Here is a 12,902-nt window from a genome sequence, read left to right on the forward strand (position 1 = left end):
ATGGCATTTGTTCAACAATCATCGCCCCATGCCCGCAACGCCCGACCAACGTCCCGGGTCATGCTCTGGGTCATCATCGCGGCATTGCCCGGGCTGATTGCCCAGACCGTCTTCTTCGGCTGGGGCAACCTGATCAACGTGGTCTGGTGCATTGCCGTCGCCCTCGCCTCCGAGGCAGCTTTCCTGAAACTGCGCGGTAAGCCGGTGGCGTTTTTCCTGAAGGACAATACTGCAGCTGTTACCGGCCTGTTGCTGGGTCTCTCCCTGCCCCAGTTTGCCCCCTGGTGGGTATCCGCCATAGCCGTCATCACTGCCATCATCATTGCCAAGCAACTATACGGCGGCCTGGGCTCCAACCCGTTCAATCCTGCCATGGTCGGCTACGCCCTGGTGTTGATTTCCTTCCCGGTTGCCATGACCACCAACTGGGCCGAGGCGGCGATGCTGTTCCAGGGCTCGCCCGGATTCGGTGAAACCCTGGCCCGAATCTTCTCGGCCTCCCAGACCGCCGTCGACGGCTGGACCATGGCCACGCCGCTGGGAGAATACAAGCACAAGATTGCTTCCCACACTGCCACCGAGGTTCTGGCTCACCCCACGTTCGGTGAGGGTATCGCCAGGGGCTGGGAATGGGTCAACGTTGCCTTCCTGGCCGGCGGCTTGGTGCTGGTGTTCCTGCGCATTATCACCTGGCATATCCCGGCGGGCTTCCTCGGCGGGCTGGTCCTCATGAGCCTGGCCTTCGGTGCCAATGCCGATCAGTACGCGCCCCTGTCCCTGCACCTGCTGGCAGGCGGCACCATGCTGGGCGCCTTCTTCATCGCAACCGATCCGGTCTCGGCGGCAACCAGTCACCACGGCAAGCTGATCTACGGCGCAGGCATTGGCGTGCTGATCTACGTCATCCGTTCCTGGGGTAACTACCCGGATGCGGTAGCGTTCAGCGTCCTGCTGATGAATTTCGCCGTACCTTTTATCGATTACTACACGCCACCGCGTGCCTATGGCCACCACAAGGCCCGCCGCGGTTTGCCTGGCAAGGATCAGGGGTAAGACATGGCTGCACTGGCAAAATCCATTCGACGCAGCGCCATCGGCCTGGGCCTCTTTGCCATCATCACCGGCGGGTCCATCGCAGTGACACAGGCCCTGACCGAGGAGCGCATCCAGGAAGAGGCGGCTCGGGCAGAGGCGCGAGCCCTGTTTGAAATCATCCCGGAAACTCAGCATGACAACGATCTGCTGAACGATACGGTCCAGTTACCGGCCAGTGAGCGGCTTGCCACCAAAGGACCGGTGACCGTCTGGGTAGCGCGGAGAAACGGTGAACCTACGGGCTTCATCATGCCGGTAGTGGCCCCTGACGGGTACTCCGGCGACATCCGGCTATTGGTTGGTATCGACCTCCAGGGCACAGTGCTTGGCGTGCGCGTGGTGAACCACAAGGAGACACCGGGACTCGGCGATCGCATCGAAACCAAGAAATCCGACTGGATTTACAGTTTCGAGGGCCGTTCCCTGGACAACCCCGAACCCCGTAACTGGAACGTCAAGAAAAACGGCGGCGCGTTTGACCAGTTCACCGGGGCCACCATCACCCCCCGCGCCGTGGTCAAGGCGGTCCAGAAGTCTCTGGTATACTACCGCCAGAATCGGCGGGAAATCCTGAACCGACTTGAGGAGACGCCCTGATCATGGCAAGCAAGACCTCCGCAGAAATCATCCGCGACGGGCTGTGGAACAACAACCCCGCGCTGGTTCAGGTCCTGGGTTTGTGCCCCCTGCTGGCAGTAACCAGCACCGTGGTCAACGCCATCGGGCTCGGTTTGGCCACGCTGATGGTACTCATGGGCTCGAATCTGGCGGTATCATTGATTCGCAACTTCGTGGGTGAGTCGGTCCGGTTACCCGCGTTTGTGATGATTATCGCGTCGTTCGTCACCTGTGCCGAGTTACTGATGCAGGCCTTCACCTACGAGCTTTACCAGATTCTGGGCATCTTCATTCCCCTGATCGTCACCAACTGCACCATCCTGGGCCGGGCCGACGCCTTTGCCTCCAAGAACAGCCCGGGACCGGCGGTGCTGGATGGCACCATGATGGGCCTTGGATTTCTGGCGGTGCTGATTGTTCTCGGGGGAATGCGCGAGCTGATCGGCCAGGGCACCCTGTTTGCCGATATGAATCTGCTGTTGGGACCCATGGCCGCCGACTGGGTGGTTCGCCCGTTTGAAAACTATCCGGACATGCTGTTCATGGTGTTGCCTCCCGGCGCTTTTGTCGGGCTGGGGCTGCTGATCGCCCTGAAGAACGGCATCGATAGTCAACTCGAGGCCAGGCGCAAGGCCGCAGCGCCGGAACCCGCCACCAGTGGCAGCAAGCGTGTCCGCGTCACGGGCAATGTTTCCTGAACCCAAACCAGAGCAGTACTGCTGACGGATGAACAAGCAAAAACGTATCGAAATCTTTACCCGGCTGCGGGATGCCAACCCCAACCCGTCCACGGAGCTGAACTATTCGTCGCCGTTCGAGTTACTGATTGCCGTGATTCTCTCGGCCCAGGCTACGGACGTGGGAGTCAACAAGGCCACCGACAAGCTGTTCCCGGTGGCGAACACACCGGAAGCGATTCTGGCGCTGGGGGTGGATGGACTCAAGGAATACATCAAGACCATTGGCCTGTTCAACAGCAAGGCCGAAAACGTCATCAAGACCTGCAGAATCCTGATCGAAAAGCATGGCGGCCGGGTCCCGGAAAAGCGTGAGGATCTCGAAGCCCTGCCCGGTGTCGGGCGCAAGACTGCCAACGTGGTGCTCAACACCGCTTTCGGTCACATGGCCATGGCCGTGGATACCCATATTTTCCGGGTATCGAACCGCACCGGAATTGCACCGGGGAAAAACGTCCTGGAAGTGGAAAAGCGCCTGTTGCGTCTGGTACCGAAGGAATTTCTTCTGGATGCCCACCATTGGCTCATCCTCCACGGCCGTTACACCTGCACCGCCCGCAAGCCCAAGTGTGGCGCCTGCATCATCGAGGATCTGTGCGAGTTCAAACAGAAGCGGGACTACCTCTGACCCCCCACTCCGGAAACAAAAAAGCCGACGCTCCCTGGCGGGTGCGCCGGCGTCCCGATGTGTTCTCAGCGGCTGAGGATCAGCGCTGACCCAGCATCCGCTCTTTCAGGTTTTCCTGGGCGGGCTTATCGGACAGCCAGATTCCGAACAGCGCCTTCTTGAACGCCAGATCACCCACGGTATCCCGCACTTCGCCGTTCTTCAGGGCCCGCACGCCCTCACCCGGCAAGTAGACCAGATCAAACACATCGCCTTCCTGGATCTCTTCCTGGAATACGGCCATGAACTGGTCGATGTTATCCTGGACCGGTGCCATGTTGCCATCGGTAGAGGCCTTGAAGCCCTCAAGAGTCGCCTCGGTCATACGCTCGCTGGTGATCATCCCCGAGATGATGTGCAGGGTAATGGCCTGGGGCTCGTCGGCATTGATCACCGCCTCGCCGTCACTGATACTTTCTGGAACGTACAGACCACCCACATAGAGGTCCATGAACCATTTCGAGCGGGTACCGGCGCCGTTGAGCTTCAGCTCGGTGCCCATGGCCTGATAGGTCTCGGGAACATCGACACCTTCAACGGTCAGAGCCGAGGCAGGGGCTGATAACATTGCTGTAAGGATCAGGGATGCGAATCCTGATGAGAGAGCCTTCTTCATAGTCCTTTCCTTTTCCATCGTTATTATTCAATGCGTTTTCATTCGTCACCGGGGCTCGACACCCTATCCTGCCCGGTCAACGCATTCTAACAACGACCCCGGGCAGCAGAGCGCCACCTGGTTCTCATTTGCGAGGCATAAAAACAGAAAAGCCAGCCAAGGTCATTGGCCGGCTTTTCGATTACTGACGTCGGTGGAACTTACTGGAACAGCAGATTACCGGAGAGGCCTTCCTTTTCCAGGATTTCCCGCAGGCGACGAAGCGCCTCCACCTGGATCTGACGTACCCGCTCGCGGGTCAGCCCGATTTCCTGACCGACTTCCTCGAGGGTACTCACCGGATAGCCGCGCAGACCAAAGCGGCGGGAAAGCACTTCCTGCTGCTTGTCGCTGAGCTGATCAATCCAGTTCTCGAGGCAGGAACACATGTTGTTGTCCTGCAGCAAGTCCGCCGGATCCGAGGCACCTTCGTCTGCCACGGTATCGAGCAGGGATTTCTCACCTCCGGCACCGATCGGGGTGTCCATGGAGGCAACCCGCTCATTAAGGCCCAGCAGTCGCTTCACGTCCGACGCCGGCTTATCGACCATCTGAGCGATCTCTTCCGCAGAAGGCTCATGATCCAGTTTCTGGGTCAGCTCCCGGGCCGCACGCAGATACAGGTTGAGTTCCTTGACCACATGAATCGGCAGACGGATAGTCCGGGTCTGGTTCATGATGGCCCGTTCGATAGTCTGGCGAATCCACCAGGTCGCATAGGTGGAGAACCGGAAGCCACGCTCGGGATCGAACTTCTCGACCGCACGAATCAGGCCCAGGTTACCCTCCTCAATCAGGTCAAGCAGGGTAAGACCGCGGTTGACGTACCGGCGGGCGATCTTGACCACCAGGCGCAGGTTGCTTTCAATCATGCGTTTACGCCCTGACTCCTCGCCTTTGCGGGCGAGACGGGCGAAGTAGACTTCCTCTTCCGGCGTCAGGAGGGGTGAAAAACCGATTTCGTTGAGATAGAGCTGGGTTGCGTCCAGCTGCTTCTGGCTGGTGAAGTACCGTCCCTGAGTGGAGATTTCCTCTTCATCGGCGCTGCCCGCCGACTCCTTTTCAACTTTCTCTTCTGCTAGCACTTGATCCTCGGAATCATCCAGATCCTCGACACGATCAACAATGATGTCTTCTTGCTCTGCTGACATGTTTCTTGCCCCGCCTCTCAATAATCCTGTGGAAGGTCCGATACTTCTTCTTATCCCGGACTCTAATTCATTCGTCTTCGTTTTATTCAGGACATTTGTTGTTTGGCCAAATCCGGCCGGATCATTCTTGTTATTTTGTCGTACGCGGTTTCTGTCAGTGCCGGCCTCCAGGCTTGCAACAGCGATCCTGGCTGCTTGCGTGAGCGCTAGCGGGGTGGCAGGTAATGGAGTGGATCGACAGGGTTGCCATTCTTCCGGATTTCAAAATGCAACATGGGTCGTTCCGCACCGCTGCTCCCGAGCTCTGCGATCACCTGTCCGGCGTTAACGTCCTCCCCTTCCTGCACCAGAATCTTCCGGTTATGGGCGTAAGCACTCAAGTAGTGCTCGTTGTGATTCACGATAATGAGGTTACCGTAACCAAGCAACCCGTTACCGGCGTAGACCACATTTCCTCTGGCCGCCGCTTTCACAGCATCGCCGGCTTTTCCGGCAATATCAATACCTTTATTGACTTTTCCGGATGTTGAATATCCTGCAATTACGGTGCCAGCGTGCGGCCAGCGCCAGCTGACGCTGGCGACAGTTTGCGAGCGTTTGTCCAGGGACTCGCCGGGCGCTGCAGGCCTGGTAACTTTCGGCCTGGGTGCCGATTTTGGCGTCGGCGCCGGGGGTGCAGCCCTGGATGGAGCCGCGGCAACCCTCTGCTTCTGACTATTCTGGCCAGAAGATGTGACAGTTCCGCGAAGGTCCAGGCGCAGCACCTGGCCGGGTTTGATAGTCCAGGGAGGCCCAATGCCGTTGGCACTGCCCAGTTCCCGGTAGTCGCGGCCATAACGCCAGGCAATCCGGTAGAGGGTTTCGCCGGGCTGAACGACGTGTCGTCCCCAGTACACGGGCGGGTTGTAGAGATCGTCCTGGTAGATCGCCGAAGTGTTGCAGGCCGTGAGCGCAACTACGCCCAGTGCGACCAGGAGCATTTTCAGGAAACGAGGCCGGGGCATGGCACCTGGGTGGAACCGCGGAAAGGCCGACCGAGCGGCATTGACGAGCCCACGCAAAAATCTCACAGGAATAAAGCTGCCCCAGTTATGAAAAATCCGTCTAAAAAGACCGAAGGATCAATCCAGATTCTAAAGTTTTTATAGTAACTCGCTAATTTATTGCACATTTCCAGAGGCAATCCAAGTTACGTGCTGGTTGCCCTTGTTACCGTGGGGAACACTGATTCTGTGCGTCAGGTAACACTTTTCGATTCCCGACCCACTCAATCGCCAGCACCAACAGCAGCCCGACCAATGCCATCAGTAACGCCATAGGCACCTGCGGATCCTGGCCCGTCAGCTGCTCAAAGGTTGCAGGACCAATGCTGATCTCATTAAGGGGTACCTGCTCGCCGGCACTGTTGGTACGCCAGCTGAGAACCTCTTTCCAGGGCCAGACCTTGTTCAGCGCCCCGACCATGAAACCGGTCAGCAGTGCCAGCACCATGTCGTGAAAATGATGAAATGCCCAGGTAATCAGACGCGCGATCGACAGCAACCCGACCAGGCACCCGGCCATGAACAACGCCAGAACCCCGAGGTCCGCCGCCTTGATCGCTGCCAGAACCGGCGCGTACATACCGATAATCACCAGGATGAAGCTCCCGGAAATCCCCGGCAGGATCATGGCGCAGATCGCCAGGGCGCCGGAACCGAAAAATGCCAGTGCCGATGGAGAGAGCTCGCCGCCGGACAGCGTGGTGACCCACCAGGCTACGGCAATGCCAGCAATCAATGGCAGCAACAGGGAAACGCGATAGCGGCGAACCTGCCGACCGACATGCCAGACAGACGCCACGATCAGCCCGAAGAAAAAGCTCCAGATCAGGATCGGATAGTTCGCCAGGGCGAAGCTTATGGCCGAGGCCAGGGTCACAATGCTGGACAGGATGCCCGCCAGCAGGCAGACCAGAAAGGTACCATCACAGGCGGCCCAGAACGCCCGGAACCGCCCCTTGAACAATTCCCGGAAAACAGCAACCGGGACGGCATTGATGGCTTCCAGCAAACGGAAATAGATGCCGGTGATGAATGCGATGGTGCCACCGGACACACCGGGAACAATATCGGCTGCGCCCATGGCCATGCCACGCAGGAAAACGGCAGCGGGATGCTGATTTCTCTGAACGTCAGGCATGGCTTCGTTTGATCCGTCACTCGATTTCCTCACCGGATCACGCCCCCGAGCAGGGGGACGAAGTGCACGGGCTCAAGCTCCCGCCGTTCAAAATGCTCGCCACGGCGTACGACTTCCACCAACACCTGTTTCTCCTCTCCGACCGGGGCAATCAGAACCCCGTTATCCGCCAGCTGCGCCAGCAACTCTTTCGGCACATCGCCGGGTGCGGCGGTGACGATGATACCGTCAAACGGTCCCCGCTCCGGCCAACCCATGCCACCATCAGCGTGCTTGAGCAGGACATTGCGCACACCCAGCTGCCGCAAACGGTCCCGGGCACGATCCTGTAAAGGCTTGATGCGCTCAACGCTGTACACTTCCTCGAACAGCTTCGACAGCACCGCCGTCTGGTATCCGGAGCCGGTCCCCAGCTCCAGGATACGAGCCGGCCCATGGTGATGCAGGATCTCGGTCATACGGGCAACGATATAGGGCTGGGACAAGGTTTGTCCGTAGCCGATCGGAAGCGAGGTATCCTCATAGGCCCGATGGGCCAGCGCCTCGTCCAGAAAGATGTGACGGGGTACCTCACCGATGATTTCCAACACCCTGTCGGACTCGATCCCGGATTCCCGCAGCCGCTGAACCAGGCGCATCCGAGTGCGCCGGGAGGTCATTCCAATTCCCTGGAGCTGGGCACTCATGACGACAGCCCTCCATCGGAAACCAGTTCCTCGACCCACTCCCGCAGCGGCACCAGCGCCTCATGGCGGGTCATATCAATGTGAACCGGGGTGATCGATACATAGCCCTCGCGGACCGCATGAAAATCCGTTCCAGGGCCGGCATCGCCGCCCTCTCCGGCGGCTCCGATCCAGTACCTCTGCTTGCCCCTCGGACAGGTCATGGGCACAGCCCCTTCGGCACGTTCCCGGTGGCCGAGGCGAGTGACACGAATACCGGCCAGCTGCTCCCACGGCAGGTCGGGAACATTCACATTCAGGATCGAGCGGGGCCCAAGCTGAAGCGGACGGTTCTGCTCCAGGAGCATACGGACAACCCGGGCGGCGGTCTCGTAATGGAAATGGCCGTCGTTCACCAGGGACACCGCAATCGCCGGCAAACCGAGGTGACGTCCTTCGGTAGCGGCAGCCACCGTGCCGGAATAAATGATGTCATCACCCAGGTTGGCGTGGGTGTTGATACCGGACACCACGCGATCAAAGGATTCCTCGAACAGACCATTCACCGCCAGATGCACGCAATCGGTAGGCGTGCCATCCACGGAATGGAATCCGTTGGGGTGCTCCTCGACGGTAAGGGGCCGGTTCAGGGTAAGTGCGTTACTCGCACCACTGTGGTCCCGGTCCGGGGCCACGACTTCAAGATCTCCCAGGCCCTGAAGCCCCTCATAGAGGGCGACAAGCCCCGGCGAATGCACACCATCATCATTCGATAACAGAATTCGCACAGTGTTCTCCGCTAGCACTTTTTATTCGTTATGACGGCCGAGGCTCATGTCCTCCAGCTCGAAAATATCGCCCAGCACGGTGGTGGCATACTGGCCAGGCGGCAAAACAAAACAAATCAAGAGGGTATCTCCGCCCTGCCACTCCCAGTCCAGCTCCTGCGGCTGAACAACCAGTGGCCGGCGCTCCGGCTGCATCCGCGTGGCAGCAAACAACCGTTCAAGCTCCGGCCACTTACCGACCACGTCCCGCTCCAAGGCTTCCTGACCATCGGTTGCGGTGGTCCCGCCATCGCCCCACATCGGCCCCGTGGGCCCGACAGCGCTCTCTGCCGGCTCTCCCGGCAGGCAGGTGTTCCAGCTACCATCCGATACCCGCGTAGCAAGCACCTCGTTGAACAACCAGGATCTCGCCGCCGAAAAGTACAATACGTTTTTCGATCCATCCCTGCCACCTCGGGAGCCACGTTTTGCGCGACCTGCCCGGCGGTTCAGTTGCGAGGGATCCATCTGCAGGGCCCGGTCAAGGTTGCCACCATCACGGCCAAAGCGCTGCGGCCCGAAGTAATTGGGCGCGCCCTGCTCTCCAAGGCGATTCAATGCTTCGTCAATCTCCGCCCTCGGACCCTCAACGCTCCTCAGCACGATGACAAACCGGTTACCCGAATGCTCCCCCCGACGCAATTTCCGGGGCGCCCTCGCCGACGCCAACACGCGCCAGTGCCCGGCCACCTCCCGGATAAAATCAGCGTCCCCGGTGTCCATACCCGGGCGGTAAAGACTGAACCATTGGCGGGTTACCGCGTGGCGATCCTTGAGCCCACAAAACCCGACATCAAAACTGCGACACCCGGCCATCCGCGCCAACTGCCTGGCTACAAACTCGGTGTTATCGCCCTTCTTCTCGAGGCAGAGACAAAGATGCTCACCTTCGCCGGGAACCAGCTCGGAAACCGCCAGGACTTCCTCGACCCGGAAATCCTCGGGAACGCTCTTCAGCTGCGCGCTGGCAACCCGACCGTGACTGGTTGGCCAGTCCAGGCGCCATTGATGGCCTGTGGTGTTTTGACTGCTCACGTGCTCACCGGCTCAAGCAGACAGATTGCCTGACAGGCAATCCCCTCGCCCCGCCCCGTAAAACCCAGCTTCTCCGTGGTGGTCGCCTTGACGCTCACCCGGTTCGCGGCAATCCCCAGATCCTCGGCAATGTTCAGACGCATGGCGTCGACATGGGGTGCCATCTTCGGCGCCTGGGCAATGATCGTGCTGTCCACGTTCACCACCTCGAAGCCCTCGTCACGCACCCGGGCCATCACCCGGCGCAGCAGATCCCGGCTGTCGGCGCCGGCCCATTCGTCACTGGTATCCGGAAACAGATGGCCGATATCCCCCAGGGCAACGGCCCCGAGCAGCGCGTCCGCCAGGGCATGGAGCAACACATCCCCATCAGAATGCGCCTTCAGGCCCTGACTGTGGGGAATCTGGACACCACCAAGAATGACGGAATCACCTTCGCAAAAGGCATGGACATCAAAGCCCTGACCAATCCGCATGCTGTTCTCCGGAACGTTGAAAGGAATTTCGGGCGGAACCGGTTACAGCCGGCTCAGGATAAAACCGGCCAATGCCAGATCTGACGGAACCGTAACCTTGATATTATCCGGCCGCCCCTCCACCAGAACCGGCATGTTACCGGAAAATTCCATGGCAGAGGACTCATCCGTCACCCCATACCCGGCATCAAGACACGCCTCCAGTGCCCGGGTCAGCGCCCCGAACCGGAACATCTGAGGCGTCAACGCCCGCCACAGCCTGCTGCGATCCACCGTGCCCTCCACCTCCGGCGGCTGGCCGTCGGCGGCCTGCTTCAGCGTATCCGCCACCGGAGCCGCCAACAGCCCGCCAACGGGGTGCCCGGAAAGGGTATCGATAAGGTTTGCCAGATCATCAGGATGGACACAGGGCCGGGCCGCATCATGCACCAGCACCCAATCGTTCTCATCGGCCTGCTCCTGCAACGCATGAAGCGCCGAAAGCACCGAATCGGCGCGTTCCTCACCACCGGTGCAGGTCTGGATACGGTCATCGTTGACGGCTTCGGTATCAGGCCACCAATGGTCCTGGGGGCTCAGGGGGACCATGCAGCCAGAAAAATCGGCATTATCGAGTAGGCGGGAAAGAGTAATATCGAGAATGAAACGGTTCGACAGCGTCAGGTACTGTTTCGGCACTTCTGACTTCATGCGCTTGCCAATGCCGGCAGCAGGAACAATCAACCAAAGTCTGGGGTAGGTCATAAGAGGTCTGCACGTGGTCTGGAGAGTGGCGGGGCAGTCCTTTCCAGGACTGTCTGTGGCCATGGATGGCCACAGTCAAGCGCACAGGGCGTGCTTGTAGCGTGTCCTGGAAAGGACTGCCCCGCCGCTCTGTGCTCCGCCCTTAGTTCTCAACAACCAGGAAGAAAGTCTCGTCCTCGCGAATCAACCCAAGGTTCATCCTGGCCCGCTCCTCCAACGCCCCCTGCTCACTGCGGAGGTTCCGCACCTCCGCATAGAGGCGATCGTTACGGGCCGCCAGATCGGCATTCTCCGCACGCTGCTCGGCAATCGACTGCTCCAGGGACCACACCTGCGCAAAGCTGCCCTCCCCGACCCACAGGCGAACCTGCAGCAGGAGAATCAACACAACCATGATGGCCCAAAGCGTCTTCATTCCAATTCCGTCGGAGAAATAACCGTTCAAAAATTCAACACTGACTAATGAGTATAGACCTTAGAGTAGATTAACAACAAATTCTTCTAACTGGTTGTACAAAAAGGCCATCGTGTCTGAATTTTCATCCAGAACGCGATGGCCTTAATATTTTGTTACCTACCGGCTGCCGCCGGCAAGCAGTTTTTTAACGCCGGACCTCAGCCCTGACCCTTGATCTCGCTCAGGCCACGGTAAGGCGCCTTGCCATCCAGCGCTTCTTCAATGCGCAGCAGCTGGTTGTACTTGGCAACCCGGTCGGAACGGCACAGCGAACCGGTCTTGATCTGGCCCGCGCAGGTGGCAACCGCCAGATCCGCGATGGTAGTGTCCTCGGTCTCACCGGAACGGTGGGAGATGACCGCGGTGTAGCCCGCATCCTGGGCCATCTTGATGGCATCCAGGGTCTCGGTCAGGCTGCCGATCTGGTTGAACTTGATCAGGATGGAGTTACCAATCCCCTTATCGATACCCTGCTTCAGGATTTTGGTGTTGGTCACGAACAGATCATCGCCCACCAGCTGAACCTTGGTGCCCAGCTTGTCGGTCAGGACCTTCCAGCCGTCCCAGTCACTCTCGTCCATACCGTCTTCGATGGAAACGATGGGATAACGCTCGCACAGACCGGCCAGGTAATCGGCAAAGCCTTCAGAATCGAAGCTTTTACCTTCGCCGGAGAGCTGGTACTGGCCATCCTTGTAGAATTCGGAAGAGGCACAGTCCAGAGCCAGGGTGACGTCTTTGCCCAGCTCGTAGCCCGCTTTTTCAACCGCTTCCTTGATGGCTGCCAGCGCCGCCTCGTTGGACGGCAGGTTCGGAGCAAAGCCGCCCTCATCACCGACCGCCGTGTTCAGGCCCTGGGCCTTCAGAACCTTCTTCAGACTATGGAAAATCTCGGCGCCCACACGCAGGGCTTCAGCGAAGCTCTTGGTGGCAACCGGCTGAACCATGAACTCCTGGATGTCGACGTTGTTGTCCGCGTGCTCACCACCGTTCAGGATGTTCATCATCGGCACCGGCATGGAGAACTTGCCGGAGGTGCCGTTCACATCGGCAATATGCTCATACAGCGGCTTGCCCAGGGAGGCAGCAGCGGCTTTGGCGGCAGCCAGGGAAACAGCCAGAATCGCATTCGCACCCAGGTTGGCCTTGTTCTCGGTTCCGTCCAGATCAATCATCACCTTGTCCAGACCACGCTGATCTGCGGCATCTTTGCCCACCAGAGCATCACGGATCTTGCCGTTCACGGCTTCAACCGCTTTCAGAACACCCTTGCCAAGGTACCGGGACTTGTCACCATCACGCAGCTCCAGAGCCTCCCGGGAACCGGTCGAAGCGCCGGAAGGTGCGCACGCACTTCCGATAGTTCCATCTTCGAGGATAACGTCTGCTTCGACAGTGGGGTTACCACGGGAATCCAGAACCTCGCGGCCCTTGATGTTGGCAATCTTGGTCATTCTTCTCTGTCTCCAAGTTCGTGTTCAGATTTGGGAGTCAGAGCGAGCGGGAACGGCCCTGCGAAAACCGCTACAAGCACGTCCATGTGCGCTTGTTTCGGGCCATCCCTGGCCCTCTACATTTTCGCAGGGCCGTTCCC

15 protein-coding genes are annotated in these 12,902 nt (G+C 59.3%); 4 read left to right on the forward strand and 11 right to left on the reverse strand.

Annotated elements, in window-relative coordinates; translation table 11 throughout:
* The 4 genes from rsxD to nth are packed head-to-tail and all read left to right on the forward strand — an operon-like array spanning position 1 to position 3,078.
* Positions 1 to 1,053, forward strand: coding sequence for an electron transport complex subunit RsxD (gene rsxD, locus ACQUTG_RS17150; RefSeq protein ID WP_428920548.1), 1,053 nt, complete (start codon positions 1 to 3; stop codon positions 1,051 to 1,053).
* 3 nt (positions 1,054 to 1,056) lie between these two features.
* Positions 1,057 to 1,692, forward strand: a complete 636-nt coding sequence (gene rsxG / locus ACQUTG_RS17155; RefSeq protein ID WP_428920549.1) for an electron transport complex subunit RsxG — start codon at positions 1,057 to 1,059, stop codon at positions 1,690 to 1,692.
* A 2-nt stretch (positions 1,693 to 1,694) separates the two neighbouring features.
* Positions 1,695 to 2,411 carry an electron transport complex subunit E gene (locus ACQUTG_RS17160; RefSeq protein ID WP_428920550.1) on the forward strand — a complete coding sequence of 239 codons (717 nt, stop codon included), beginning with the start codon at positions 1,695 to 1,697 and terminating at the stop codon, positions 2,409 to 2,411.
* A 28-nt stretch (positions 2,412 to 2,439) separates the two neighbouring features.
* The gene (nth, locus tag ACQUTG_RS17165) at positions 2,440 to 3,078 is read left to right on the forward strand and encodes an endonuclease III (protein ID WP_428920551.1); all 639 of its coding nucleotides are present in this window, start codon (positions 2,440 to 2,442) and stop codon (positions 3,076 to 3,078) included.
* A 79-nt stretch (positions 3,079 to 3,157) separates the two neighbouring features.
* Here nth and ACQUTG_RS17170 read toward each other — a convergent pair whose 3' ends face one another.
* The 11 genes from ACQUTG_RS17170 to eno all read right to left on the reverse strand — a co-directional run bounded on the left by ACQUTG_RS17170 (position 3,158) and on the right by eno (position 12,762).
* On the reverse strand, positions 3,158 to 3,733 hold the full coding sequence (locus ACQUTG_RS17170) for a chalcone isomerase family protein (RefSeq protein WP_428920552.1): 576 nt from the start codon (positions 3,731 to 3,733) through the stop codon (positions 3,158 to 3,160).
* A gap of 200 nt (positions 3,734 to 3,933) precedes the next feature.
* Positions 3,934 to 4,923 (reverse strand): RNA polymerase sigma factor RpoS, encoded by a 990-nt coding sequence (rpoS, locus tag ACQUTG_RS17175; protein ID WP_428920553.1) that lies wholly within the window; start codon positions 4,921 to 4,923, stop codon positions 3,934 to 3,936.
* A gap of 206 nt (positions 4,924 to 5,129) precedes the next feature.
* Positions 5,130 to 5,927: a peptidoglycan DD-metalloendopeptidase family protein gene (locus ACQUTG_RS17180; protein WP_428920554.1), complete on the reverse strand. Its 798-nt coding sequence runs from the start codon at positions 5,925 to 5,927 to the stop codon at positions 5,130 to 5,132.
* 205 nt (positions 5,928 to 6,132) lie between these two features.
* Positions 6,133 to 7,104 (reverse strand): DUF368 domain-containing protein, encoded by a 972-nt coding sequence (locus tag ACQUTG_RS17185; protein ID WP_428920555.1) that lies wholly within the window; start codon positions 7,102 to 7,104, stop codon positions 6,133 to 6,135.
* A gap of 29 nt (positions 7,105 to 7,133) precedes the next feature.
* The gene (locus ACQUTG_RS17190) at positions 7,134 to 7,790 is read right to left on the reverse strand and encodes a protein-L-isoaspartate(D-aspartate) O-methyltransferase (RefSeq protein ID WP_428920556.1); all 657 of its coding nucleotides are present in this window, start codon (positions 7,788 to 7,790) and stop codon (positions 7,134 to 7,136) included.
* A complete protein-coding gene (gene surE / locus ACQUTG_RS17195) occupies positions 7,787 to 8,557 on the reverse strand; it encodes a 5'/3'-nucleotidase SurE (protein WP_428920557.1) in 771 nt (256 codons plus the stop codon). The genes ACQUTG_RS17190 and surE overlap by 4 nt, the downstream gene beginning before the upstream one ends.
* 21 nt (positions 8,558 to 8,578) lie before the next feature.
* The gene (truD, locus tag ACQUTG_RS17200; protein WP_428920558.1) at positions 8,579 to 9,631 is read right to left on the reverse strand and encodes a tRNA pseudouridine(13) synthase TruD; all 1,053 of its coding nucleotides are present in this window, start codon (positions 9,629 to 9,631) and stop codon (positions 8,579 to 8,581) included.
* On the reverse strand, positions 9,628 to 10,107 hold the full coding sequence (gene ispF, locus ACQUTG_RS17205) for a 2-C-methyl-D-erythritol 2,4-cyclodiphosphate synthase (protein ID WP_428920559.1): 480 nt from the start codon (positions 10,105 to 10,107) through the stop codon (positions 9,628 to 9,630). Before ispF ends, truD begins: the two co-directional genes overlap by 4 nt.
* Before the next feature lie 42 nt (positions 10,108 to 10,149).
* Positions 10,150 to 10,851 carry a 2-C-methyl-D-erythritol 4-phosphate cytidylyltransferase gene (gene ispD, locus ACQUTG_RS17210; RefSeq protein ID WP_428920560.1) on the reverse strand — a complete coding sequence of 234 codons (702 nt, stop codon included), beginning with the start codon at positions 10,849 to 10,851 and terminating at the stop codon, positions 10,150 to 10,152.
* 142 nt (positions 10,852 to 10,993) lie between these two features.
* Positions 10,994 to 11,266, reverse strand: a complete 273-nt coding sequence (locus tag ACQUTG_RS17215; protein WP_113862191.1) for a septum formation initiator family protein — start codon at positions 11,264 to 11,266, stop codon at positions 10,994 to 10,996.
* 200 nt (positions 11,267 to 11,466) lie between these two features.
* A complete protein-coding gene (eno, locus tag ACQUTG_RS17220; protein WP_428920561.1) occupies positions 11,467 to 12,762 on the reverse strand; it encodes a phosphopyruvate hydratase in 1,296 nt (431 codons plus the stop codon).
* Positions 12,763 to 12,902 lie beyond the last annotated feature (140 nt).

The sequence above is a fragment of the Marinobacter sp. DUT-1 genome (assembly GCF_050379415.1).
Classification (GTDB): Bacteria; Pseudomonadota; Gammaproteobacteria; order Pseudomonadales; family Oleiphilaceae; genus Marinobacter.